Raw genomic sequence first — 22,582 nt, forward strand, 5'->3', positions numbered from 1 at the left:
GGTGGAGGTCCTCTTCTACCACCTGACCGAATCGACGCTGGAAGAGGCGCTGCCCCCGCTCGTGGAGAAGAGCCTGGAGCGGGGGTGGAAGGTCGCCGTCCAGACGGCCGGCGAGGAGCGCCGCGATGCCATTGACGCCCGGCTGTGGACCTTCCGCGACGACAGCTTCGTGCCGCACGGCACCGACCGCGAGCCGAACGCGGCCGAGCAGCCGGTGCTCCTGACCACCACCCCCGACAACCTGAACGGCGCAACGATCCGCTTCCTGGTCGACGGTGCCGAGCCCGGCTCCCTCGACGGCTACGCGCGCGCCGTCTTCCTCTTCGACGGCCACGACACGGCGCAACTCGACGCCGCCCGTGCCCAGTGGAAGGCCATGAAGGCCGCCGGCCACGACGTCACCTACTGGCAGCAGGGCCCGGACCGGCGCTGGGAGAGGAAGGGGTGAAGGGGGGTGGCTTAAGCAGGAGGGGCTTTGGCGGGTGACGGAATTGAGATGCCGGCGCTCCTTCGCGCCCCCCTCTGTCCTGCCGGACATCTCCCCCACACGGGGGGAGATTGCGCCTGCCGCTTGCTACGGCGCCTATTTTGAAACGTTGCCGATTGGCGAAAGTCACCGTGCCAGCCAATCTCCCCCCGTGTGGGGGAGATGTCCGGCAGGACAGAGGGGGGCGCGAAGGGGCGCCGGCCTACCCATATAGCCCCGACTAACCCTGCCCAATCTCCCCAAGCACCCCCTCCAACTCCCCCAGATGCCTGATCTGCCGAAAGCGCTCCACCCCTTCCGGCGCCTTCGCGTGCTCGTGCGCCCAGGTCAATTCATGCGGCACGAGCACGCCCCAGCCGCCGGCCTCGATCACCGGCAGCACATCCGATCTCATCGAGTTGCCCACCATCACGGCCTTGCCGGCGCCGTCGCCATGTTGCGCGAAGATGCGCTCGTAGACGGCACGGTTCTTGTCGCTGACGATCTCCACCGCGTCGAAGAAATCGCCGAGGCCCGAGGCCGCCAGCTTGCGCTCCTGGTCGAACAGGTCGCCCTTGGTGATCAGCACGATGCGGTACTGCCCGGCAAGCCGCTCCAGCGTCTCGCGGGCGTGCGGCAATGGCTCGACCGGGTGGTCGAGCATCTCGCGCCCCGCCTCCAGAATGCCCTTGATCGTCTGCGCCGGCACGCCCCCCTCGGTGACCTCGATCGCCGTTTCGATCATCGAAAGGGTAAAGCCCTTGATGCCGAAGCCGTACTTGCCGAGATTGCGCGTCTCCGCCTCAAGAAGCCGCGCCGAAAGATGGTCGGGCTCGGCATAATCGCCCAGAAGCTCGGCGAAGCGCGCTTCCGTGAGCCGGTAAAAGCGCTCGTTCTGCCACAGCGTGTCGTCGGCGTCGAAGCCGATGACGATCGCGCTCATTCCGCCATCTCCCCCTCATACTCCGCCGAGAGCGCCAGCCATTTCTCCTCCTGCCGCTCCATCGTTCGCGCAAGCTCGGCGCGCTCCTTGGCGAGCGAGGAAGCCTTGCCCGGATCGCGCTCGTAGAGGCCGGCGTCGGCCATTTGCGCTTCGATGGCTTCGAGGCGCTTGCGCGTACGCTCGATCAGGCCTTCCGTTGCCTTGATTTCCTTGGCCAGCGGCTCGAGTTCGGCCCGGCGCCTCGCCGCTTCGCGCCGGCGCTCGGCTTTCGAAGCCTTTTCCGCCTCGCGCTTCTCGCGGTTGCGGCTCGCCCCGCCGGTGGTCAGCGCGCGGTAGTCCTCCATGTCGCCCTCGTAGGGGCGCACCGTGCCCTCACCGACCAGCCACAGGCGGTCCGCGCACGCTTCGATCAGGTGCCGGTCGTGGCTGATGAGGATGACCGCGCCCTCGTAGGTGTTGAGCGCATCGACCAGCGCCTCGCGGCTGTCGATGTCGAGGTGGTTGGTCGGCTCGTCGAGGATGAAAAGATGCGGCGCCTCGAAGGAGGCGAGCCCCATCAGAAGCCGCGCCTTCTCGCCGCCGGAAAGGTCGCGCGCCGGCGTGTCCATCTTCTCCGTCGAAAGGCCGAACTGCGCAACGCGCGCCCTGACCTTGGCCTCCGGCGCGTCCGGCATCAGCCGGCGCACATGCTGGTGCGCGTTCTCGTCGGGGCGAAGGTCCTCGAGCTGGTGCTGGGCGAAGATCGACACCTTCAGCCCCGGCGCCAGCGTCATCGTGCCCCTTTCGAGGCCGAGCCTGCCGGCGATCAGCTTGGCGAAGGTGGACTTGCCGTTGCCGTTGGAGCCGAGAAGGGCGATGCGGTCGTCCTCGTCGATGCGCAGCGACATGTTCTTCAAGACAGGCTTGCCCGGCTCGTAGCCGACGGCCCCGCCTTCGAGGGCGACGATGGGGGAGGCGACGGCCTTGGCCGGATTGGGAAAGCGGAAAGGCCGCACATGCTCGTTCACCGCCGCGCCGATCGGCTGCATGCGCGCCAGCGCCTTGAGCCGCGACTGCGCCTGCCTCGCCTTCGAGGCCTTGTAGCGGAAGCGTTCGACGAAGGCCTCCATATGCTTGCGCTGCGCTTCCTGCTTGACGCGCGTCTTCTCCTGCAGCTCGGCCTTTTCCGTATACTGCCGGGCGAACTGGTCGTAGCCGCCGCGCCAGAAGGTGAGCTTCTTGTGCTCCAGATGCACGATCGAGGAAACGGCATTGTTCAAGAGGTCACGGTCGTGGCTGATGAGAAGCACCGTATGCGGATAGCGCATCAGGTAGCTCTCCAGCCACATCGTGCCTTCAAGGTCGAGATAGTTGGTCGGCTCGTCGAGGAGAAGCAGGTCCGGCTCGGCGAACAGCACCGCCGCAAGTGCAACGCGCATGCGCCAGCCGCCGGAGAAGGCGGAGGCCGGGCGCTTCTGCGCCTCCGTATCGAACCCGAGGCCGGAAAGGATGGAAGCTGCCCGCGCTTCCGCCGAATGGGCGTCGATGTCGGCAAGCCGCACGTGGATCTCGGCGATGCGGTGCGGGTCCTCAGCCGTTTCGGCCTCGCGCATCAGGCGCTCGCGCTCGGCATCCGCCTTCAGCACGATGTCGATCAGCGGCTCTTCTGTGCCCGGCGCCTCCTGCGCCACCTGGCCGATGCGCGTTCCCTTCGGCAGGCCGACCGCGCCCGTCTCCGGCGCAAGCTCGCCGGTGACCGCGCGGAACAGCGTCGTCTTGCCGGTGCCGTTGCGGCCCACAAGCCCCGCTTTGGTGCCAGCCGGCAGGGTGAGCGAGGCATGCTCGATGAGCAGCCGCCCGGCGACGCGTAATGAAAGGTCGTTGATCGTAAGCATGACCGCGGGGTTTAGGACGAGGCCGCCGCCACTTGCAAGCCCCTTGCTGGTGAAGTGCAGAGTAATCGCCTAAAAGGGCGGCACCCGTCGCGTCGACCCCCCTCCGCCTGCCGGCACCTCCCCCGCAAGGGGGGAGGCAGGCCGGCCGCCGGCGCTGCTTCTGCAACAGTGGAGATTGGTGAAGGCGGCCGCGACGGCTTTCCTCCCCCCTTGCGGGGGAGGTGCCGGCAGGCGGAGGGGGGTCGACGCGACGGGTGCCGAGTTATCAAACTCCCAAGCGCCCCCTCAGGCATACCCCCTGCCTTCCGGCGTCCTATGAAAATAGATCATATCCAGCGACGGCGGCTCTTTCCCCAACACTGACAGGATCATATGCGCCTGGCCGCGATGGTGCGTCTGGTGGTTGAAGAAATGCGTCAGCGCCGGTGCCAGGCGCTGCGAGATCGTGCGCGGGTTGACGACCGTCATGTAGGTGAACCGCCCTTGCAGCGCGTCCTCGTCAAGGCCGGCGATCCAGTCGGCGATGCGCTCGTCCTCCGCCTCGCGCGCCTGTCTCAGCGCCGGCAGGGCCGGATGAAGGATCGTGTCGAGCCGTGCCGGCGCCCCACCCTTGCCGGTGAAGCGCTTCATCCAGATGCGGTCGGCCGCCAGAATGTGGTTGAGCGTGCCCTTCATGGACTTGAAGAAGGCGCCCACGTCGCGCGCATAATCTTCCTCGCTCAGATCGGCCGCGGCCTCGTAGATGAGGCCGTTCGCCCACCGGTTATAGGCCGCCATCATCTCGAAATGTTGCTTCATGGTGCTTCCCCGCTCTTGGCCCGCTCTTACAGTGCCCCATGATTAGCGCATCCTCCCCGCCGCCACCTATCAATTCCATACATCCTTGCCTTGCAAAAAAGCGATTGGAACCTTCGCTCGGTGCGCGGTAAGCCGAAGGCCCGAATGGAGAGATACCGATGACGATCCTGCTCTACGACTTGGTCGGAAGCGATGAGCGCCGCCCCTTCAGCCCGCATTGCTGGAAGGTGGCGCTCGCGCTCGCCCACAAGGGCCTTTCCTTCAAGGCCGTTCCCACCCGCTTCACCGAGATCGCCGGTATCGAGAACGGCGCCACAAGGACCGTGCCCCTCATCCGCGACGGCGACCGCGTGGTGAGGGACTCCTTCGCCATCGCCCTTTACCTGGAGGAAGCCTATCCGGACCGGCCGACGCTGTTCGCAGGCGAGGGCGGCAAGGCGATGGCGCGTTTCGTCGAGCGCTGGTCGCAGCTCACGCTCCACGCCTTCATCGGCGAGGCGGCGCTGACGGATATCCATGGCCTGCTCGGCGCTAACGACCAGGCCTATTTCCGGGAAAGCCGTGAGGCGCGCTTCGGCAAGGTGCTGGAAGAGGTGCCGGCCGGCCGCGAGGCGAAGCTCGAAGGCTTCCGCACAAGCCTCGCGCCGCTGCGCACGCTCTTCGAGCACCAGCCCTTCATCGGCGGCGAAGGCCCGCTCTTTGCCGATTACATCGTCGCCGGCGCCCTGCAATGGGCGCGCGTGGCCTCGCCCTTTCCCTTCCTGGCGCCAGACGATCCGGTGGCCGCGTGGTTCGCCCGCTGCCTCGACCTTCACAGTGGCCTCGGCCGCGGCGTGCCTGCCGCGGCGTGATCGCTCTTCACACGGGCCTCCCGCACCGCTATAGACCCGCCATCTCAATTCTTTCCCCTTAAACGCAAGGACCTGAAATGGCGATTGAACGCACCTTCTCCATGATCAAGCCGGACGCCACGGCACGCAACCTGACCGGCGCCATCACCAAGATGTTCGAAGACGCGGGCCTCAAGGTCGTCGCCTCCAAGCGCGTGTGGATGAGCCGCCACCAGGCCGAAGGTTTCTACGCCGTCCACAAGGAGCGGCCCTTCTTCGGCGAGCTGTGCGCCTTCATGTCCTCCGGCCCCACCGTGGTGCAGGTGCTGGAAGGCGAGAACGCCATCGCCTTGAACCGCGAGATCATGGGCGCCACCAACCCGGCCGATGCCGCCGAGGGCACCATCCGCAAGCTCTATGCCAACTCCATCGGCGAGAACTCCGTCCACGGCTCCGACGCGCCGGAGACGGCGGCCGAGGAAATCCGCTACTGGTTCTCCGACGTCGAGCTGGTCGGCTGAATCGATCTTGCAGCTTTCGGCTGCAAGCGGTTGAGAAGATTCGAGAAGCCGGAGGCACGCCTCCGGCTTTTTATTTGAGCGTTTTGCCGGCTTGACCGTTCAGGCATGGGTCCTCGGGTCATCCTCGGGTTAAACCTGGGGACCACGGACGACGAGGGTGGAAAGGCAGCCACCTCACCCCACGCGACGCGCGTCATCCCGGAAGCCGGAGCGATAGCGGAGGCTGTCCGGGACCCATTCCGGATGGTGGGCGAGTCACGGAATGGGTCCCGGACAAGCCTTCGGCTTTCCGGGATGACGAGGGCAGCGCTCGGCGCCTCCCGTCAAACCTTCCCCCAGCGCCCAAGCGCCTTCTCGTCCTCCGTCTTCGCCTCCACCCAGCGGCCTTCCTCGCCACCGGCCGGATGCTCCTTCTTCCAGAAGGGCGCGCGGGATTTCAGGTAGTCCATGAGGAAATCCGCCGCTTCCAGCGCCGCCTTGCGGTGCGTCGACGCCGCCACCACCAGGACGATGTTCTCGCCCGGCCGGAGCTTGCCGAAGCGGTGGATGACGGTAAGCCCGGTGAGCGGCCAGCGCTCCACCGCCTCATCCGCGATGCGGCCGATCTCGGCCTCGGCCATGCCGGGATAGTGTTCGAGTTCAAGCGCGGCGAGCCGCCCGCTCTCATCGCGGCAGCGCCCGGTGAAGGTCACCACCGCGCCGACGTCCTTACGCCCCGCCGTCAGCCGGTCGATCTCGGCGGCGATGTCGAAATCCTCGGCCTCAACGCGCACGAGGGGCTGGCAGCGCTCCGCCACGGTCAGCCTCCCGTCATCGGCGGGAACAGCGCCACCTCGCCGTCGGCCGGCAGCTTGGCCTCGTGCTCCACATGCTCGTGGTCGACCGCGACGCGGATCACCTCCGGATACTCCAGCGCCGCCGCATAGCCGTCGCCGCGCCCCTTCAGCCAGGTCAGGAGATCGGTCACCGTCTCCACCTCTTGCGGCAGGGCCACCGTCTCGATCTCCCGGCCGATGCGCTCGCGCACCCATGCGAAATAGACGAGTTTCATGGCCGTTATTCCTCGATGATATGCTTCAGCCCGGCACGGAAATAATCATATCCGGTGTAAAGCGTCACCAGCGCCGAGAACCATAAAAGCGCAATGCCGGTCTCGGTCGTATAGGGCACCACCTTGTCGCCGGCGGGGCCGGCAAGCAGGAAGCCGATCGCCAGCATCTGGATGGTCGTCTTCCATTTGGCAAGTTGCGTCACCGGCACGCTCACCTTGAGCGCGGCCAGATATTCGCGCAATCCCGAGACGAGGATCTCCCGGCACAGGATGATGATCGCCGCCCACAGCGTCCATCCGGCGATGGTGCGGTCCGTGTCGGCGGCCAGAAGCAGAAGGCAGGTGGCCACCAGAAGCTTGTCGGCGATCGGGTCCAGCATCTTGCCGATATTCGAGGTCTGCTGCCAGGTGCGGGCGAGATACCCGTCGAGATAGTCGGTGATGCTGGCCGCCAGGAAGATGCCGAGCGCCGTCCAGCGCGCGAAGTCGCTCGACTGCAGCCGCCCTTCGAGGAAAAAGCACAGGACGATCAGCGGCACCGCCATGATGCGCGCATAGGTGAGCAGGTTGGGCAGATTGAATGCGCTTTGCGGCTGTTGCATGGATTGCTGGCTCATGGATGGCCTTTCAAATCAGACGCCGTAGTGTGCGGTCTAGTGGGGCGATTTGTCCTGACAGATGGCACCCATCTGTCAGGACAAATCGCCCCACCGGATTATTAGCTTGTGGGCTGACTTTTCCAAACAGATGGGTACCATCTGTTTGGGTCAGACCACTAGCTGACATATGGGCGGGGCCTTCGCTCGGTAAAGCACTATCTGCCCTCGTGGAAGTGGTTGTAGATCAGCCGGGCGATGGATTCGGAGATGCCGTCGACCTCCATCAGGTCCTCGACGCCCGCCCGGCTGACTGCCTTCGCCGTGCCGAAGTGATGCAGAAGCGTCCGTTTGCGCCCCGGCCCGATGCCGGCGATCTCGTCGAGCGGGTTCCTCACCATCTCCTTCTTGCGCCGTGCCCGGTGCGTGCCGATGGCGAAGCGGTGCGCCTCGTCGCGCAGCCGCTGCACGAAATAGAGAACGGGATCGCGCACCGGCAGCGAGAAGGGCTGCTTTTCCTGCATGAAGAATCGCTCGCGCCCGGCGTCCCGGTCCGGCCCCTTGGCGATGCCGATCGCGGTGACGAGATCGGCGATGCCGAGATCGTCGAGGATCCGCCGCACGGACGACATTTGCCCCTTGCCGCCGTCGATCAGGATGACGTCCGGCCAGGCGGGAAAGGCATCGGCCTCGCTGTCGGTGCCGTTTTCCGGCAGGCCCTGCTCGTTGATGAGCCGGGAAAAGCGCCGCTGCATCACCTCCCGCATCATGCCGAAGTCGTCGCCGGGCGTGATGTCGGTCGAGCGGATGTTGAATTTGCGGTACTGGTTCTTCACGAAACCTTCCGCGCCCGCCACGATCATCGCGCCGACGGCGTTGGCGCCCATGATGTGCGAGTTGTCGTAGACCTCGATGCGCCGCGGCGCGGCTTCCAGCCCGAAGGTCTCGGCAAATCCCTCCAGAAGCCGCGTCTGCGACGAGGTTTCGGCGAGCCTGCGCCCCAGCGCCTCGCGCGCGTTCCGCAGGGCGTGCTCGGCGAGGTCCTTCTTCTCGCCGCGCTGCGGCACCGACACGGAGACCTTGCGTCCCGCCCGCGTCGACAGCGCCTCGGCCAGCAGCGCCTGGTCCTCCACCGTGTGGGACAGGAGGATGGCGCGCGGGCAGGGCTTGTCGTCATAGAACTGGGCGAGGAAGGAGCCGAGCACCTCTCCGGGCGCGAGCGCGGGGTCCGCCTTGGGGAAATAGGCGCGGTTGCCCCAGTTCTGCCCGGTCCGGAAGAAGAAGACCTGGATGCAGCTCTGCCCGCCTTCCTGATGGATGGCGAAAACGTCGGCCTCCTCGATGCCTTGCGGGTTGATGCCCTGGTGGGCCTGCACATGGCTGAGCGCGGAAAGCCGGTCGCGGTAGACCGCCGCCCGCTCGAAGTCGAGCGCCTCGGAGGCCTCCTGCATGGCCGTGGCGATATCCGCCTTCACCTTGCTGGAGCGGCCGGAAAGAAACGCCTTCGTCTCCGCCACCAGCGCCGCATAGTCCTCTTCGCTGATCTCGCCCGTGCAAGGGCCGGAGCAGCGTTTGATCTGGTAGAGGAGGCAAGGCCGCGTGCGGCTTTCGAAGACCGAATCCGTGCAGGTGCGGATGAGGAAAGCCCGCTGCAGCGAGTTGATGGTCCGCCCCACCGCGCCGGCCGAGGCGAAGGGGCCGAAATAGTCGCCCTTCTTCGAGCGTGCGCCGCGATGCTTGAAGATGCCTGGGGCAGGGTGGTCGCCGGTCAGGAGGATATAGGGAAACGACTTGTCGTCGCGCAGGAGAACGTTGAAGCGCGGGCGCAGGCGCTTGATGAGGTTGGCTTCCAGAAGAAGCGCCTCGGTCTCGGTGCGCGTGACGACGAACTCCATCGACGCCGTCTCGCGAATCATGCGCGTGATGCGGTTCGTGTGGCCGCGCCCCTGGGCGTAGTTCGTCACCCGTTTCTTCAGGCTGCGCGCCTTGCCGACGTAGAGCACGTCGCCCTCGGCGTTCATCATGCGGTAGACGCCCGGCGCGTTGGGCAGGCGCTTGACGACCGCCTGGATCACCTCCGCGCCGACGGCGGCACTGTCTGCACCCGCGCTGTCCCACTCGACGGCCTTGCCGGGCAGGGGGCTTATTTCCGGGGAAAGATCGGGTGTGCTCATTCGGCCACTCCGGCGATATCCGGCGTTTGCCAGGCCAGATGCTGCCCGCCGTCGAGCGCGATCATCTGTCCGGTCACCGACGGCGTTTCCCACAGATAACGGATCGTGGCGCCGAATTCCGGCAGTTCCGGCCCCCGCTCTAGGATGAGCGCCCTGGTCTGGCGCCGGAAATCCTCTTCGTCCTGGCGGTCGTTGGGCAGCGCCGGGCCCGGGCCGATGGCGTTGACGCGGATGCGCGGGGCCAGCGCCTGCGCCATGGTGCGCGTGGCCGTCCACAACGCCGATTTCGACAGCGTGTAGCTGAAGAAGCGCGGCGTCGGCTTCCACACGCGCTGGTCGATCATGTTGACGATCAAACCTTCCTCTCCCTGCGGCAGTGCCCGCGCGAAACTCCTGGCGATGATGGCGGGCGCCTTCACGTGGATGGCGAAGTGCCGGTCCCAGACCTCATCGGTAAAGTCGGTCACCGAATCCTCCTCGAAGACGGAGGCATTGTTGACCACGAGCCCGACCGATCCCAGTGCCACCGCCGCCTCGTCCACCAGCATCTCGACCTGCTTCGTATCGGCAAGGTCTGCTTGCAGCACGCACGCCTCGCCGCCCTCGGCAATGATCGCCGCCGCCAACTGGTCGGCTTCCTCGCGGGACATGCCGCAATGGATAGCGATCCTGAAGCCATGCGCCGCCAGATCGAGCGCGATGGCCCTGCCGATCCTTTTCGCCCCGCCTGTCACGAGGGCGCACTTATCTGTCTGCCGCATCCGTTCACCCGTTCTCCGCGGCTTATATATGACCTCGCACCGCGTATTTATAGCACCTTCCAGACGGCCTTGCCGCAGCAGTGGAAGGGTAGGTGGCGGGGGACGATACAGTTTTTACAAATAACAAAATGTCGAACTTCTGCCGTATTCACCGCTGTTATTGAACAGTGCTTCACCGTTGAGCTTTTTTTGGTGAAGTTTGATGGTTTTCACTAATATTTTGATCAATAGGTGATTTGATGAAGATCGTACGTACGCTGCTTCCGTGCGCAGCACTCCTTGCCTTTGCAAACGCGGCCGTTGCTGCGGATGCGATTATCCTGCCCCCGGCCGACATCGCGGTGCCGCCCATCACGTCCGCGCCGTCGGACTGGAACGGCGGGTATGCCGGTGCTACCGTGGGCTATGCCTTCTCCGGTGAATCGAAAGTGACCGACGGCAATGCTTCCGGAAAGCGCGACGAAAAGGGTTTTGTCGGCGGCGTTTTCGCCGGCTGGAACTGGCAGTCCGGCAACTTCGTCTATGGCGTGGAAGGCGACGTCGGCGTTGCCAAGCAAAGCGAGGACCTGCGGAGTGGGAAGAAGAAGTGGGCCATCGACACCGCCACCCTGCGCCCGCGCCTTGGCTATGCCGTCACCGACAACATCCTGCTTTACGGCACCGCGGGAGGAGCCGCGCAGCCGAAGAGCTACTACGACGGTGCGGGCAATTCCGATTCCAAGGTCATGCTGGGTTGGACCGCCGGCGTCGGTGCCGATGTGAAGCTCACCAAGCGCACCTTCGCGAAGCTGGAATACCGCTATACGGACTTCGGGAAGGAGAAGTTCGATATCGGTGGAACCTCCTACACCGACACCACCAAGCAGCATAAGATGCTGGTCGGCCTCGGCATCTCCTTCTAGTTCCAGGCACCTTGCCGGCGCGGATTGGACGACCGGGCCCGGCCTGAATGGCCGGGCTCGTTCTGTTCATGTGTCCTTTCGGCAACAGCGAAAGACCGCGAGGAGGCTGTTCTCGCCGAAAGCCATCATGCGGCCATCTTTGGCGTCTTTCTCCGTCGCCATGGCGGAACCGCTTGGCCGTTCAAGATGTTTGTAAGCCGGCGGTTGGGGCACATCGGGGCGTTTTTGCCGACTTCCCGGCAGACACCGCCTCCCCGAACTGCAGATGTGGCAAGGAGTTCACACGATGAGAGTCAAGAGTTTGATGCTAGGCACGGCTGCGGCCGGCCTGTTTGCAGCGGTGGCCATCCCGGCCTTTGCCGCTGACGCGGTTCTGGAGCAGCCTCCGGCACCGCCCGCTGCGCCCATGGAAGTGGCGCCTGTGGCCACCTGGGCCGGCCCCTATGCGGGTGTCGCTGCGGGCTACGGCTTCGGCGGCAGCACGGAAGCCGAGCTCGGTGGCGTGACCACCGACATCGACACGGACGGCTTCGTCGGCAACGCTTTCGCCGGCTGGAACTGGCAGTCCGGCACCTTCGTATACGGTGTCGAGGGTGACATCGGCTACAACGGCATGGACGGCAGCGATGCCGGTCTCGATACGGAAGGTGGCGTCGACGGCACGTTGCGCGCCCGCCTCGGTGTCGCGGCCACGGACAACATCCTGCTCTACGCCACTGCCGGCGGTGCCGGTGGTCGTCATGAACTGTCCGACGGCGCCTCCTCCGACAAACAGACCATGTGGGGCTGGACGGCCGGTGCCGGTGCCGACGTGAAGCTGACCGAGCAGGCCTTCGGGCGGCTCGAGTACCGCTATACGGATCTGGGCAGCGAGACCTTTACGGTCGGCGGCGCCGACTACGATGTCGACGCCAACAGCCACAAGGTCCTTGTCGGTATCGGTATGCAGTTCTAGCGCAACTGCGACAAGACAACGCGTTGGCGTGACCGCCGACACGAAAGCCGGGCCTCGTGCCCGGCTTTTTCTTTTAGAGCAATTCCAGGAAAAGCGGATCCCGGTTTTCGGATAAGATCATGCTAAAACAAACAGCTGGATCATGATGACGAACCAACGAAGCGACATCATGATCTAGAGCCTATCCGCCCCGTGCCGGCGGCATCAGCGCCGTGTCCAGCCTGCACGCCTTGCGGTCGACCTCCCGGCAGGCGCGGAACCGCAGGTCCCGCGTCAGGCAGATGCGCACCTCGCGCAGATACCGCCGGTCGCAGATAACCGCGATGCCCTCCGGCTCGATCCCCGGATTGGCGGCGATGAACAGCTCCTCCACTGCATCCGGTGCCACCATGCGCGGCGCCGCAAGCCGCGAAAATTCTGCCGGCACGGAGACCCGTTCGCGCGCCGCGCGCGTGAGCGCGAAATAGTCCGCCTGTCCAAGGCCGGAGCAGGAGCCGTGCTTGCGCCACTGATGGCCGATCAGCCCCGCCGAGGGCACGATGTCGAGATGGTCCTGCACCAGCCGGTCCGGCACCCGGTCCGGCTGGCGGCTGCGGCAGAACTCGGGATAGCCGCGCTCGTATTGCGGCCACAGCCCGTGCACGACGAAGGCATAGGGCCGGGCGCCGCCGCATTGCCGCTCGTTCGCCCCGGCGCCTTCCGCCGCGCAGTAGCTGGGCGACCAGGAAAGCGACAAGACGTAGAAGTCGAAGGCCCCCGGCTCGGCATCCCGCTCGCCGGAAACGGCGGGGGAGGGCGCGATGGCGAGAAGGGCCGCCGTGATTGCCCTGCGAAGAAAGCGCACGCCTAGCATTACAGTTGCCCTTGAAAAGCGCACGGTTCGGCCGACGTCATACCCCCACCCCTAACCCCTCCCCCTCAAGGGGGAGGGGGGCGCCGACGCCTCAGAATCCCCCTCCCCTTTGAGGGGAGGGGTGAGGGGTGGGGGGCCGACCAAGGACTCAAAATCCATATGCAATAGCCCTGCCCTTGTGGGGAGGGATCGAAGGTGGGGGTATGACGCCAGCCGAACCGCGCGCACATTTCTCGCACTTTTCAAGTGCAACCGCGAGGCTAGCGCAGCACGCTGCATTCGGCGTTGTACACGTTCCAGCGGTCGAAGCCGGAGACGCAGAATTCCACATTGTCGCCGAGGCCGGCAAAGCCCTGGCCGTATTCGACCAGGTACCAGATCGGCCGGTCCTGCCCGTCGGTCAGCCGCACGGTCGCCGCGCAGTAGCGCCGCTCGATGGGGCTGTCCGCCGTTGCCGGCTCATAGCGTGTCCCCCGGGCGCCGTAGAAATCGGCGATGCCGACATCGGGCAGATTCGGCACGTGGGTCACCTGATAGCGGAAGCGGTGCACGATGGCTCCGCGCACGCTTTGATGTGCGCAGATGGGGTCGTCCGCGGCGTAGATGCCGATAGCGTCGGCAGCTTGCGCCGGAAGCGGCGGCATGGTGGCCGCCATCGAAGCGGCAAGGCCTGCGAGGAGGGCCGGTAGGCGTGCCATGAGCGAATCTCTCCCGATGGTGACTCTTTGAGCGCCGGCGGCAGTTTCCGCCACCCGTGCACGGCGGTCAAGATGCCGCCGTGCCCGTTGTAGCCCGCGCGCCCTCGTTTGTCTCGCCCCGGAACGAGCAGCACGCGCCGATGCATGCTTGTTGAAGAGCCGTCAAGACGGTCGCCGGCCGAACCCGGCGCCCAACACCCGCCCATGTCGCCCTCGCGTCCATCTGGTCGAAGTCAAGAGCCGCCTTCGACGCGTTCCAGCCGTTCATCCTACGATGAGTCAAGGACCGCTTCCTATGCAGACCTCGCTTCAGGAACGGGGTTGGCCGCTCTCGCAATTCTGACGTGCTCGACGATCCGGAGTTCAGGGACCATTGAAGCGAATGACAACTTTGCCGTCCGCCTTCGTCCGATCCACCGAGCGCGAAGACGTTTTTTCGATCAGGTCGGGATGGAAGAACGGCTGGACGAACCAGTCGTGAGAGAACACCCCGTACCCGATGCCGAAATCCACTTGATGCGCTTCGGCCTCAGACAGACTGATCGGGGTCGATGCCTTGATGACGATTGCGCCCGCGCCTTTGGCGGCCTCATCGGCACTCGGGATTGTAACGTCGGCTTCGGTGAAAGCGAATGCCCGGCCGTCGACCGTCAATTCCGCGGTCGCAAGGACATCGGCGCCAAACGCCTGCGCTTCCTCATTGGAGGCCGTGCCGTCTCCGTCGAGATCGATGTGGGAGAATATGGCGGCGCCGTCTCCCGTTGACGGCACGATGACGACGCTCACGTCAGCGACTTCGAGACCAACGGAAAGCTGCACCTGCTGGTCCGTATAACTGTGCGGATGCGCAGCCGCCGCAACGGGAAGCGCAACGAGCGCCGCGATGAAAAGCCCGCGCATCAATGGGATCCGATCCATGCCACGCCATAGTCGTTTTCGGGATCGCGGTACATGTTGTGCGCGTGATCGGTCGGATCGCCGTCCATGTCTTGCGGTGCGTATTCCATGACCAGCGACGGCGCCGTGACGCGGAAATAGGCTGCGCCCAGGGTCCCGACCGGACCCCACCAGCCAAAGTAGGTGTCGTCGATCTCGCTGCGGACCGTCTCCATCTTCGCGGCGAAGTCGTCGTCGTTTATGAAATTGAGCCGCGCTTCGATGACATCCAGAAGCAGCTTCTTCTGCTCATCGGTCAGGTTGCTGCCCTTGATCCCCTCCGGTGCGAGCACGGTTCCGAATTCCCCGGGGCCCAGCAGGAGGTTGATCGGCTGATCGCCAATGATGGCCACTTCCTTCTGCTCGGCCGTGAGGGCGTCCATGAAAGCTTGCGCGGCTGCGGTCTCCGTTTCTGTGATGTAGATGTCCTGTTCTTCATAGGTGATGTTCAGTGGCTCTCCGCCCGTCAGCATCGGCGAGAAGGAAATCTCCGGTCCGAAGACCGTGACGTTGATCGCAAGGTGATGGCCGCCGAATTGAAACATCCACGGCTCGGATGTCGAAGGTTCGCCCAGGAAGGAGGCATAGTAGAAATCGCTGCCGAAATTGGGGCCGCCAATACCACTGTCCAGCATGTCCTCCGCTGCCAGTTGGTAGGCGACGTTGCGCACACCATCCTCGCTCAGGACCTCGCCGAGAAGGGCTTCAAGGGCGGCGTTCTGCTCGTCGGAGAGGTTGCCGCGCATCACGCCGCCACGCTGAACGGGGCCGTCCGGGAAGTTGGACCAGTTGGATCGTTGGGTGTTGTCGTTGAACGGGTAGACCGCGGCCTTTCTCTGTTCTTCGTCCAATGTGTCAAGGAACGCATCCGCGGCTGCGACGATTGCCCCCGTCTTTGCATCGGCAGCCGGCAGGTCAAAGCTTTCCTTGATCGCGATATCCACCGGAGGGGTCTGCAGGCTGCTTTCCTGCGCCGCGAGCGGCCCGTACCTGAGCAGCAAGAAACCCGCCGCCGCGACAATAACGGCAACTCCAGCAACACCGTACAAGCTTCGCTTCATGTCATTCTCCTTCTGGAAATACCTCACACCTCGATCGGTCCGACTTCCGTCGCACGACACTGGCGCATGTCATCAGCAACCTAGCATTGATACGATTCCGAGCAATCCACAAAAGCCCAGAGCCCTCTGATCAAAAAGGCAACTTCGTCCTGCAGTGCCGTCACTCGACGCTCCCATCAACTTCCGCTCACCACCCCTCTACGACACTGAATGAACGCTAAAAATCGACCCCGATGCGGTTATCCCGATGCTACGGCGCAACTTGGGCCGCAGGAAACCTCCGAGCCCCAGGCACCAACTTTCGGGGGATAAATTCATCGGCCAATTTCCGCCAACCCCATTGATCCCAAACAACCTGAAAACTTTTCTCGCGCCCGCGTCATCCCGGAAAGCCGACGTGTCAGCCGAAGCCCGCAGGGCGAAGGCTGAAGGCTTGTCCGGGACCCATTCCGTGGCTCGTCCACCTTCCGGCCCGCTTCGCCGGAGCTTCAGCGAGGCGAGAATGGGTCCCGGACAGTCTCCGCTTCGCTCCGGCTTCCGGGATGACGCGCGTTGGAGGAACCGTGCAGCCCTTCCGGCCCAAGGCGCGCCAACCTTGCCGCGGGGATAAATCCGGCGGCCAGAATCCGTCAACCCACCCCGCTCTACCTTCGCCCTTCAGGCTTCGTGGACGGGTCGCGGCAGCCCTCTCGGGGCATCATCCCCACCCCACCCGCGCGCGTCATCCCGACCGCGCGACGACATGTGTGTACTACGTGCCCATCCCCACCCACCCGCGCGCGCGTCATCCCGGAAGTCGGAGCGAAGCGGAGACTGTCCGGGACCCATTCCGGAAGGTGGGCGAGTCACGGAATGGGTCCCGGACAAGCCTTTCGGCTTTCCGGGATGACGCGCGCGGGTGGGGATGGGGATGACGCGCGTTGGAAAGGCGGCGGGCGCCCCTTCACCTCAGCCGGCGATGCCTCGCCTGCGCGGGGATAAAATGTGGCGACAAAGATTTTTTCTTCCCCACCAACCCATTGGTTTCCTTCGCTTCGGAATAATTTCTCCAACTTTTTTCGCAGGAAAATACGCCCCCCTGCCCAGCCTGCCCTTAAAATCCTCCCCGTCGCTCTCGCGGGAACCGGGTCCGGACCGGGGATCAGGGAGAGTGGCGGAGACCTCTCCCTTCGGGCTCGGTACCCGGAGGCCTGGGGGCCCGCGACAGGCCGGCGGTGCCGGGAGCGCTGGTGACAGCGTCGCCGGCATTGCGGAGAAGCCGCCAGGGCTTCTCGTCCGGCCCGGCAAAGCTCCCCAATCGGGTGCAGCCGGGAAGGACGGGGAGGCCGAGTGACCGGCCGACCGTCGGGACAGACTCCGGCGGGGCGCGTTGGACGCGCCTTATTGAGGCGCTCCAAAGGCGCCTCGTGCGGTGCCGAAGACGCGCCCCGCTTCCCACCCTGAGCTGTGAGCTTGTCGAACAGTCGAAGGGTCAATAGCCAGACGGTGTAACAGCCGGGCGTGGCGCGGATGAAGCACGCCCGCAGGGAGGGACATCAACGGCATGAATGGGTGGCGCAAACATTTTTGGCCGAACTGGGCCTACGCGCCGCCGCGCAAAACGGCTAGTGTCTCGCCCATGAACACACACGCCAACGTAAAGATCGGCCATTCGGCCTGCCCGCACGACTGCCCCTCCACCTGCGCGCTCGATGTCGAGATCGTTGATGGCCGCATCGGCCGCGTGCACGGCGCCAAGGACAACAGCTACACCGCCGGCGTCATCTGCGCCAAGGTGGCGCGCTATGCCGAGCGCGTGCATCATCCAGACCGCCTTTTGAAGCCGCTGGTGCGCACTGGGGCCAAGGGGGAGGGGGCGTGGCGCGAGGCGAGCTGGGACGCCGCGCTCGACCGCGTGGCCGAGGCGTTCCTGAAGGCCGAGGAAAGGTTCGGCAGCCAGACCGTCTGGCCCTATCAGTATGCCGGCACGATGGGCCTCGTGCAGCGCGATTCGATCCATCGCCTGCGCCACGCCAAGCGCTATTCCGATTTCTTCGGCACCATCTGCACAAACCCCGCCTGGGCCGGCTACGTCATGGGCACCGGAGACCTGCGCGGGCCGGACCCGCGCGAGATGGTCAAGGCCGATTGCGTCGTCATCTGGGGCACCAACGCGGTCGCCACCCAGGTCAACGTGATGACCCACGCCATCCGGGCGCGCAAGGAACGCGGGGCGAAGATCGTCGTCATCGACGTCTACGACAACGCAACCATGAAGCAGGCCGATCTCGGCCTGATCGTCAATCCCGGCACCGACGGCGCGCTCGCCTGCGCGGTCATGCACGTGCTCTTCCGCGACAATCTCGCCGACCGGGAGTATCTGGAAAGATACACGGACGACCCGAAGGGGCTCGAAGCGCATCTTTCCACCCGCACGCCCGAATGGGCAGAAGCCATCACCGGCGTGCCGGCGGCCGAGATCGAGGTTTTCGCGAGGCTGGTGGGCGAGACCAGGCGCACCTATTTCCGCCTCGGCTACGGCTTCACGCGCAACCGCAACGGCGCCGTCAACATGCATGCGGCGCTTTCCATTGCCGCCGTCACCGGCTGCTGGAAATACGAGGGCGGCGGCGCTTTCCACTCCAACTCGTCGATCTTCGGCCTCGACAAGTCGCTTATCGAGGGGCACGCCTTGCGCGATCCTTCCGTGCGTTCGCTCGACCAGTCGCAGATCGGCCGCGTTCTCACCGGCGAGGAGGCGGCGCTCCACGGCGGCCCGCCCGTCACCGCCATGCTGATCCAGAACACCAACCCGGCCAATGTGGCGCCGGAGCAGCGGCTCGTGAAGCGGGGTTTCCTGCGCGACGACCTCTTCGTGTGCGTGCACGAGCAGTTCATGACCGACACGGCCATGTTCGCCGATGTCGTGCTGCCGGCCACCATGTTCCTGGAGCATGACGACATCTATCGCGGCGGCGGCCACCAGCACATCCTGCTCGGCCCCAAGCTCATCGATGCGCCCGGCGAGGCGCGGCCGAACCTCTTCGTCATCGAGGAGCTCGCCAAGCGCCTGGGTGTCGCGGACAAACCGGGCTTCGGCCTTTCGGCACGCGAGCATCTGGACTGGATGCTCGGCCGGCGCGGTCTCGGCACCTTCGACAGCTTCCGCCACGACCGCTGGGCCGATGTGCAGCCGGATTTCGACACGGCGCACTTCATCGGCGGCTTCGCCCACCCCGGCGGCAAGTTCCGCTTCCGCCCCGACTGGACGGGTACGCCCGGCCCGACGCGCCCGCCGGCATCGATCGGTATCCAAGGCCCTTACGCGCGCCTGCCCGAATTTCCCGACCATGTGGACTTCATCGAGGCAGCGGATGCCGCGCATCCCTTCCGGCTCGCCACCTCGCCGGCCCGCACCTTCCTGAATTCGAGCTTCACCGAGACGCCCGGCTCGAAAAAGCGCGAGGGACGGCCGGAGCTGATGCTGCATCCCGACGATGCGGCGGGGCTCGGCATCGCCGCGGGCGACCGCGTCGAGGTCGGAAACGAGCGTGGCGAGGTGGTGCTGCATGCAAAGCTCTTCGACGGCCTGCGCCGTGGCGTCGTCATCGCCGAAGGCATCTGGCCCAACGGTGCCCACGAGCGCGGCGAGGGCATCAACGTGCTGACGGGAGCCGACGCCGTCGCGCCGCACGGCGGCGCTGCGTTTCACGACACCAAGGTGTGGGTGAGGGCGGCTCCCTAACTCATTATTTTGTCGCAATTCCGGACGGAAAACCGGCTTCCACTTTTCCTGGAATTGCTCTAATCCCGCGGCGGCGCCGTCGACCCGCGGACGACGAGCTCCGTGTCGATCTTCTCCCGCCAGGTCTCACCGTGGTGATCCAGGATCGCCCGCACGGCCCGGCGGCCGATTTCGGCGATCGGCTGCCGGATCGTCGTAAGGGGAGGGGTGGAGGTGGCGCTTTCCGGCACGCCGTCGAAGCCGATGATGGAGACGTCGGCGGGCACGGAGATCCCTTTCGCCTTGAGCCAGTCGAGCGCGAAGAATGCGATCCGGTCCGATTGGGCGAGGATCGCCGTCGGTGGGGAGGGCGAGGCAAAGATCTCCTCCAGCGCCGACTGGACGGTCTCCCTGTCGCACAGCGTCTCGAAGATCGGCACGTTGCTCGTGTCGATGCCGAACGCCTCCAGCGCTTCGAAATAGCCCCTCACGCGGTCGCGCGAGGTCGAATAGCTTGCAGCGTTCACCCGCTCCATCGTCGCTCTGCCCGAGCTGCCCTCGATGAACTCCATGGAGAGAACGGCAAAGCGGCGGTGGCCGAGTTCCGCCAGGTGGCGGGCGGCGCGGCCTGCGCCCTCGATGTTGTCGATGCTGACCACCGACATGGCATCGTCCTTGGTGCCGAAATCCAGCGCCACGAAGGGCAGCTGCCGCTCGCGCGACAGCGCGATCAGCCGCTCCGCGCCCTTGAGGCAAAAAAGGATGAAGCCGTCGACAAGCGCGCTGTGCACGTTCCAGGCGAGCTCCTCCTCGTTCGCCGCCGAGACCAGCGAAATGCCGGTGCCGTTGGCGTCGCAGGCCTCGGTGATGCCCGCCATCAGGACGCGCGCATACGGGTCTTCGAAGAAGTAGGCGAGCGGTTCCACCGTGGCGACCCCGATGGCGTTCACCTTGCCGGCGCTGAGCATCCGCCCCTTCGGGTCCGGGCCGCGATAGCCGATCGACTTTGCCGCCTCCAGGACCCGCTCGCGAACTTCCTCCCGCACGATGTCGGGCCTGTTGAAGACGTTGGAGGCCGTACCCTTGGAAACGCCCGCCGCCTTGGCCACGTCGTGCAGCGTGGGTGCCTTTGCGAAATCGATCTTCGCCATGCTTCCTCTTTCAGCCGATTTCCAAGCTCTTGATATAGCACCGACCTTGAACCGGTTCAAATTTTGCTTGACGTACGCCTGGGGACGTATATCATTTGAACCGGTCCAAGATCCGATGCATCTACGGTTTGAACCGGTCCAACATGTGATTGCGCTGGAAGGAGTGCAATCGCCGGGGAAGGAGTGTGCAAAATGTCCACGACGGCTATTTCCGCAAAATTACGCAAAGAACGTGTCAGGTACGATCTTCTCGGCACGCTGCTGGCAGGCTGGCGCGCCATGCGGCTCCATCGTCGAGAGCGCCGGGCGATGGTCGCAATCTCGCGTCTGGACCCGCGCCTCATCAGCGACATGGGTTTCGACCCGGAGCTGATTTACGAGGCGTTGGACGGCAGCTGGGACGAGGTCGATCCCGCCCGCTTGCTGAGGCACCTGCCGAGGAAGGCGCGCATTTGAGGATGCGGTTGAAGCGGGACGCGTTTAGGCGGAACCAAGTATTGCCTATGGCGTGCGCCGCGCCAGGTCCTCAAGGTTCACCGCTTCTTCCACCGAGGAGGGCACCAGCAAGCTGGCGCGTCCGCCCCAGCCGATGTCCCCGGCTGCGGAGAACACCGTCTTGCCGCCTTCCATGCGCGCCTTGCCGGAGGCGACCAGCGCCAGGGCGAGGGGGTAGAGCCGGTGCTCCGCCTTCAGAACACGCTCGGTGAGCCGCTCTTCCGTATCGTCGGGAAGCACCGGAACCGCCGCCTGGGCGATGATCGGGCCGTCATCCGTCTTCGCAGTGACGAAGTGCACCGTGCAGCCGTGGACGCGCATGCCCGCTTGCAGCGCCCGGGCGTGGCTCGACAATCCCTTGAAGAGCGGCAGGAGCGAGGGATGGATGTTGATCATCCTGCCTTGCCAGCGGGCGACGAAATCGGAGCTCAAAAGCCGCATGAAGCCGGCCAGGCAGATGATCTCCGCTCCCTGGGCGGCGAGCGCCTCGTCCAGCGCCGCCTCGTGCGCGGCCCTGTCGGCATGCTCCGTGCGCGGCACCGCCACTGCGCGGATGCCGGCAGCCTCGGCGGCGGCCAACCCCGGCGCGTCCGCCTGGTCGCTGATGACACCGGTGATCTCGGCCGGATAGTCGCTCTCGGCAGAGGCGCGGATGAGGGCGCTCATATTGGTGCCGCGGCCGGAAATGAGGATCGCCGTCTTCTTCTTCGTCATAGATCGAGCTCTCTGCGGTAGATCACGCCTCGTTCGCGCCGCGCCACGACGCTGCCGAGCGTTTCCACATGCTCGCCCGCCTGCTGCAGCACGGCGGCCACCTGCGCGGCCTGGCCCGCCGCCACCACGGCAATCATGCCGATACCGCAGTTGAAAGTGCGCAGCATCTCCTCCGCCTGCACACCGCCTTCGGCGGACAGCCACGAGAAAACCGGCGGCACCTCGATTGCGGACAGATCGATTTCCGCCGCGTAGACCTCCGGCAGGACGCGCGGCAGGTTTTCGGGAAAGCCGCCGCCGGTGATGTGCGCCAGCGCCTTGATGCCGTGCGTATCGGAGATCGCCTCAAGCAGTGGCTTCACGTAGATGCGCGTCGGCTCCAGAAGGGCTTCGGCGAGCGTCCGATCCGTGTCGAAGGGAGCGGGAGAGCCCCAGGAAAGGCCGCTCTGCGCGACGATCTTGCGCACCAGCGAGAAGCCGTTGGAGTGCAGCCCGGAGGAGGCGATGCCGAGGATGACGTCTCCCTCCACGATGTCGTCGGTCGGCAGAAGCCGGCCGCGCTCGGCAGCACCCACGGCAAAGCCGGCAAGGTCGTAGTCGCCGTCCCGGTACATACCCGGCATCTCCGCCGTCTCACCGCCGATCAGCGCGCAGCCCGCGCGGCGGCACCCCTCGGCAATGCCGGAGACGATCGCTTCCCCCTGGTCCGGATCGAGCTTGCCGGTGGCGAAATAGTCGAGGAAGAAAAGCGGCTCGGCGCCCTGCACCACGAGGTCGTTGACGCACATGGCGACGAGGTCGATGCCCACAGTGTCGTGCTTGTCCGCCTCGATGGCGACCTTCAGCTTGGTGCCCACCCCGTCGTTGGCGGCCACCAGGACGGGGTCGGAGAAGCCGGCCGCCTTGAGATCGAACAGGCCGCCGAAGCCGCCGATCTCACCGTCCGCGCCCGGCCGGCGCGTGGAACGCACCAGCGGCTTGATCCTTTCCACGAGGGCGTTGCCCGCATCGATGTCCACGCCGGCATCGGCGTAGCTCAGTCCGTTCTTCCTGTCGCTCATCGATTGCCCCATTGGCACTTCTCCCGGCTATTGGCACGA

At 65.4% G+C, this 22,582-nt stretch carries 22 protein-coding genes; 7 read left to right on the forward strand and 15 right to left on the reverse strand.

What is annotated here, in order from left to right; genetic code table 11:
* The first annotated feature begins 1 nt into the window (after position 1).
* On the forward strand, positions 2 to 448 hold the full coding sequence (locus GM910_RS20725) for a DNA polymerase III subunit chi (protein ID WP_159590757.1): 447 nt from the start codon (positions 2 to 4) through the stop codon (positions 446 to 448).
* 259 nt (positions 449 to 707) lie between these two features.
* Here GM910_RS20725 and GM910_RS20730 read toward each other — a convergent pair whose 3' ends face one another.
* From GM910_RS20730 to GM910_RS20740, 3 genes are all read right to left on the reverse strand, one after another.
* Entirely contained in the window at positions 708 to 1,409 is a 702-nt protein-coding gene (locus GM910_RS20730) for an HAD family hydrolase (RefSeq protein WP_159590759.1), read from the reverse strand.
* Positions 1,406 to 3,283: an ABC-F family ATP-binding cassette domain-containing protein gene (locus tag GM910_RS20735; protein WP_159590761.1), complete on the reverse strand. Its 1,878-nt coding sequence runs from the start codon at positions 3,281 to 3,283 to the stop codon at positions 1,406 to 1,408. Before GM910_RS20735 ends, GM910_RS20730 begins: the two co-directional genes overlap by 4 nt.
* Positions 3,284 to 3,568: 285 nt before the next feature.
* Positions 3,569 to 4,081 carry a DinB family protein gene (locus tag GM910_RS20740; RefSeq protein ID WP_159590763.1) on the reverse strand — a complete coding sequence of 171 codons (513 nt, stop codon included), beginning with the start codon at positions 4,079 to 4,081 and terminating at the stop codon, positions 3,569 to 3,571.
* 158 nt (positions 4,082 to 4,239) lie between these two features.
* Here GM910_RS20740 and GM910_RS20745 point away from each other — a divergent pair, with 158 nt between their 5' ends.
* Together GM910_RS20745 and ndk are read left to right on the forward strand one after the other, a co-directional pair.
* Entirely contained in the window at positions 4,240 to 4,932 is a 693-nt protein-coding gene (locus GM910_RS20745) for a glutathione S-transferase family protein (protein WP_159590765.1), read from the forward strand.
* Between the two features lie 77 nt (positions 4,933 to 5,009).
* Positions 5,010 to 5,432 carry a nucleoside-diphosphate kinase gene (gene ndk, locus GM910_RS20750; protein WP_159590767.1) on the forward strand — a complete coding sequence of 141 codons (423 nt, stop codon included), beginning with the start codon at positions 5,010 to 5,012 and terminating at the stop codon, positions 5,430 to 5,432.
* A gap of 323 nt (positions 5,433 to 5,755) precedes the next feature.
* Here the strand turns inward: ndk and GM910_RS20755 are convergent, their stop codons facing one another.
* The 5 genes from GM910_RS20755 to GM910_RS20775 all read right to left on the reverse strand — a co-directional run bounded on the left by GM910_RS20755 (position 5,756) and on the right by GM910_RS20775 (position 10,014).
* Positions 5,756 to 6,229, reverse strand: coding sequence for a molybdenum cofactor biosynthesis protein MoaE (locus GM910_RS20755; RefSeq protein WP_159590769.1), 474 nt, complete (start codon positions 6,227 to 6,229; stop codon positions 5,756 to 5,758).
* Between the two features lie 2 nt (positions 6,230 to 6,231).
* Positions 6,232 to 6,483 (reverse strand): molybdopterin converting factor subunit 1, encoded by a 252-nt coding sequence (gene moaD, locus GM910_RS20760; RefSeq protein WP_159590771.1) that lies wholly within the window; start codon positions 6,481 to 6,483, stop codon positions 6,232 to 6,234.
* 5 nt (positions 6,484 to 6,488) lie between these two features.
* Positions 6,489 to 7,100, reverse strand: coding sequence for a CDP-diacylglycerol--glycerol-3-phosphate 3-phosphatidyltransferase (gene pgsA, locus GM910_RS20765; protein WP_201285563.1), 612 nt, complete (start codon positions 7,098 to 7,100; stop codon positions 6,489 to 6,491).
* Positions 7,101 to 7,297: 197 nt separating this feature from the next.
* Positions 7,298 to 9,253, reverse strand: a complete 1,956-nt coding sequence (gene uvrC / locus GM910_RS20770) for an excinuclease ABC subunit UvrC (protein WP_159590773.1) — start codon at positions 9,251 to 9,253, stop codon at positions 7,298 to 7,300.
* The gene (locus GM910_RS20775; protein WP_159590775.1) at positions 9,250 to 10,014 is read right to left on the reverse strand and encodes an SDR family oxidoreductase; all 765 of its coding nucleotides are present in this window, start codon (positions 10,012 to 10,014) and stop codon (positions 9,250 to 9,252) included. The genes uvrC and GM910_RS20775 overlap by 4 nt, the downstream gene beginning before the upstream one ends.
* A gap of 239 nt (positions 10,015 to 10,253) precedes the next feature.
* Here GM910_RS20775 and GM910_RS20780 point away from each other — a divergent pair, with 239 nt between their 5' ends.
* Together GM910_RS20780 and GM910_RS20785 are read left to right on the forward strand one after the other, a co-directional pair.
* A complete protein-coding gene (locus GM910_RS20780) occupies positions 10,254 to 10,916 on the forward strand; it encodes an outer membrane protein (RefSeq protein ID WP_159590786.1) in 663 nt (220 codons plus the stop codon).
* A 286-nt stretch (positions 10,917 to 11,202) separates the two neighbouring features.
* On the forward strand, positions 11,203 to 11,871 hold the full coding sequence (locus GM910_RS20785; RefSeq protein ID WP_159590789.1) for an outer membrane protein: 669 nt from the start codon (positions 11,203 to 11,205) through the stop codon (positions 11,869 to 11,871).
* Between the two features lie 181 nt (positions 11,872 to 12,052).
* Here the strand turns inward: GM910_RS20785 and GM910_RS20790 are convergent, their stop codons facing one another.
* The 4 genes from GM910_RS20790 to GM910_RS20805 form a co-directional block, all read right to left on the reverse strand.
* Entirely contained in the window at positions 12,053 to 12,724 is a 672-nt protein-coding gene (locus GM910_RS20790; RefSeq protein WP_159590791.1) for a ribonuclease T2 family protein, read from the reverse strand.
* Positions 12,725 to 12,984: 260 nt separating this feature from the next.
* Positions 12,985 to 13,422 carry a hypothetical protein gene (locus GM910_RS20795; protein WP_159590793.1) on the reverse strand — a complete coding sequence of 146 codons (438 nt, stop codon included), beginning with the start codon at positions 13,420 to 13,422 and terminating at the stop codon, positions 12,985 to 12,987.
* Positions 13,423 to 13,785: 363 nt separating this feature from the next.
* The gene (locus tag GM910_RS20800; RefSeq protein ID WP_159590795.1) at positions 13,786 to 14,322 is read right to left on the reverse strand and encodes a DUF1007 family protein; all 537 of its coding nucleotides are present in this window, start codon (positions 14,320 to 14,322) and stop codon (positions 13,786 to 13,788) included.
* Positions 14,322 to 15,419, reverse strand: a complete 1,098-nt coding sequence (locus tag GM910_RS20805) for a DUF3500 domain-containing protein (RefSeq protein WP_159590797.1) — start codon at positions 15,417 to 15,419, stop codon at positions 14,322 to 14,324. Before GM910_RS20805 ends, GM910_RS20800 begins: the two co-directional genes overlap by 1 nt.
* A 1,618-nt stretch (positions 15,420 to 17,037) precedes the next feature.
* Here GM910_RS20805 and GM910_RS20810 point away from each other — a divergent pair.
* Positions 17,038 to 19,143 carry a molybdopterin-containing oxidoreductase family protein gene (locus GM910_RS20810; RefSeq protein WP_159590799.1) on the forward strand — a complete coding sequence of 702 codons (2,106 nt, stop codon included), beginning with the start codon at positions 17,038 to 17,040 and terminating at the stop codon, positions 19,141 to 19,143.
* Between the two features lie 59 nt (positions 19,144 to 19,202).
* Here the strand turns inward: GM910_RS20810 and GM910_RS20815 are convergent, their stop codons facing one another.
* Positions 19,203 to 20,273 (reverse strand): LacI family DNA-binding transcriptional regulator, encoded by a 1,071-nt coding sequence (locus tag GM910_RS20815; RefSeq protein ID WP_159590801.1) that lies wholly within the window; start codon positions 20,271 to 20,273, stop codon positions 19,203 to 19,205.
* 192 nt (positions 20,274 to 20,465) lie between these two features.
* On the opposite strand from GM910_RS20815, the gene GM910_RS20820 reads away from it, so the two are divergent.
* Entirely contained in the window at positions 20,466 to 20,729 is a 264-nt protein-coding gene (locus GM910_RS20820; protein ID WP_159590804.1) for a hypothetical protein, read from the forward strand.
* 45 nt (positions 20,730 to 20,774) lie between these two features.
* Here GM910_RS20820 and purN read toward each other — a convergent pair whose 3' ends face one another.
* Both purN and purM read right to left on the reverse strand, forming a co-directional pair.
* Positions 20,775 to 21,482 (reverse strand): phosphoribosylglycinamide formyltransferase, encoded by a 708-nt coding sequence (gene purN / locus GM910_RS20825; RefSeq protein ID WP_159590807.1) that lies wholly within the window; start codon positions 21,480 to 21,482, stop codon positions 20,775 to 20,777.
* A complete protein-coding gene (gene purM / locus GM910_RS20830) occupies positions 21,479 to 22,543 on the reverse strand; it encodes a phosphoribosylformylglycinamidine cyclo-ligase (protein WP_201285564.1) in 1,065 nt (354 codons plus the stop codon). Before purM ends, purN begins: the two co-directional genes overlap by 4 nt.
* Positions 22,544 to 22,582: the final 39 nt, after the last annotated feature.

Origin of the sequence: Chelativorans xinjiangensis, from assembly GCF_009812055.1 — a bacterium.
GTDB lineage: Bacteria > Pseudomonadota > Alphaproteobacteria > Rhizobiales > Rhizobiaceae > Chelativorans > Chelativorans xinjiangense.

Coding starts and splice junctions, on each gene's coding strand:
- GM910_RS20815 (WP_159590801.1), bottom strand. CDS start 20,273: ATGGCGAAGATCGATTTCGCAAAGGCACCCACGCTGCACGACGTGGCC.
- ndk (WP_159590767.1), top strand. CDS start 5,010: ATGGCGATTGAACGCACCTTCTCCATGATCAAGCCGGACGCCACGGCA.
- GM910_RS20735 (WP_159590761.1), bottom strand. CDS start 3,283: ATGCTTACGATCAACGACCTTTCATTACGCGTCGCCGGGCGGCTGCTC.
- GM910_RS20740 (WP_159590763.1), bottom strand. CDS start 4,081: ATGAAGCAACATTTCGAGATGATGGCGGCCTATAACCGGTGGGCGAAC.
- uvrC (WP_159590773.1), bottom strand. CDS start 9,253: ATGAGCACACCCGATCTTTCCCCGGAAATAAGCCCCCTGCCCGGCAAG.
- GM910_RS20805 (WP_159590797.1), bottom strand. CDS start 15,419: ATGAAGCGAAGCTTGTACGGTGTTGCTGGAGTTGCCGTTATTGTCGCG.
- pgsA (WP_201285563.1), bottom strand. CDS start 7,100: ATGAGCCAGCAATCCATGCAACAGCCGCAAAGCGCATTCAATCTGCCC.
- GM910_RS20785 (WP_159590789.1), top strand. CDS start 11,203: ATGAGAGTCAAGAGTTTGATGCTAGGCACGGCTGCGGCCGGCCTGTTT.
- moaD (WP_159590771.1), bottom strand. CDS start 6,483: ATGAAACTCGTCTATTTCGCATGGGTGCGCGAGCGCATCGGCCGGGAG.
- GM910_RS20795 (WP_159590793.1), bottom strand. CDS start 13,422: ATGGCACGCCTACCGGCCCTCCTCGCAGGCCTTGCCGCTTCGATGGCG.
- purN (WP_159590807.1), bottom strand. CDS start 21,482: ATGACGAAGAAGAAGACGGCGATCCTCATTTCCGGCCGCGGCACCAAT.
- GM910_RS20780 (WP_159590786.1), top strand. CDS start 10,254: ATGAAGATCGTACGTACGCTGCTTCCGTGCGCAGCACTCCTTGCCTTT.
- GM910_RS20820 (WP_159590804.1), top strand. CDS start 20,466: ATGTCCACGACGGCTATTTCCGCAAAATTACGCAAAGAACGTGTCAGG.
- GM910_RS20800 (WP_159590795.1), bottom strand. CDS start 14,322: ATGCGCGGGCTTTTCATCGCGGCGCTCGTTGCGCTTCCCGTTGCGGCG.
- GM910_RS20790 (WP_159590791.1), bottom strand. CDS start 12,724: ATGCTAGGCGTGCGCTTTCTTCGCAGGGCAATCACGGCGGCCCTTCTC.
- GM910_RS20775 (WP_159590775.1), bottom strand. CDS start 10,014: ATGCGGCAGACAGATAAGTGCGCCCTCGTGACAGGCGGGGCGAAAAGG.
- purM (WP_201285564.1), bottom strand. CDS start 22,543: ATGAGCGACAGGAAGAACGGACTGAGCTACGCCGATGCCGGCGTGGAC.
- GM910_RS20745 (WP_159590765.1), top strand. CDS start 4,240: ATGACGATCCTGCTCTACGACTTGGTCGGAAGCGATGAGCGCCGCCCC.
- GM910_RS20810 (WP_159590799.1), top strand. CDS start 17,038: ATGAACACACACGCCAACGTAAAGATCGGCCATTCGGCCTGCCCGCAC.
- GM910_RS20730 (WP_159590759.1), bottom strand. CDS start 1,409: ATGAGCGCGATCGTCATCGGCTTCGACGCCGACGACACGCTGTGGCAG.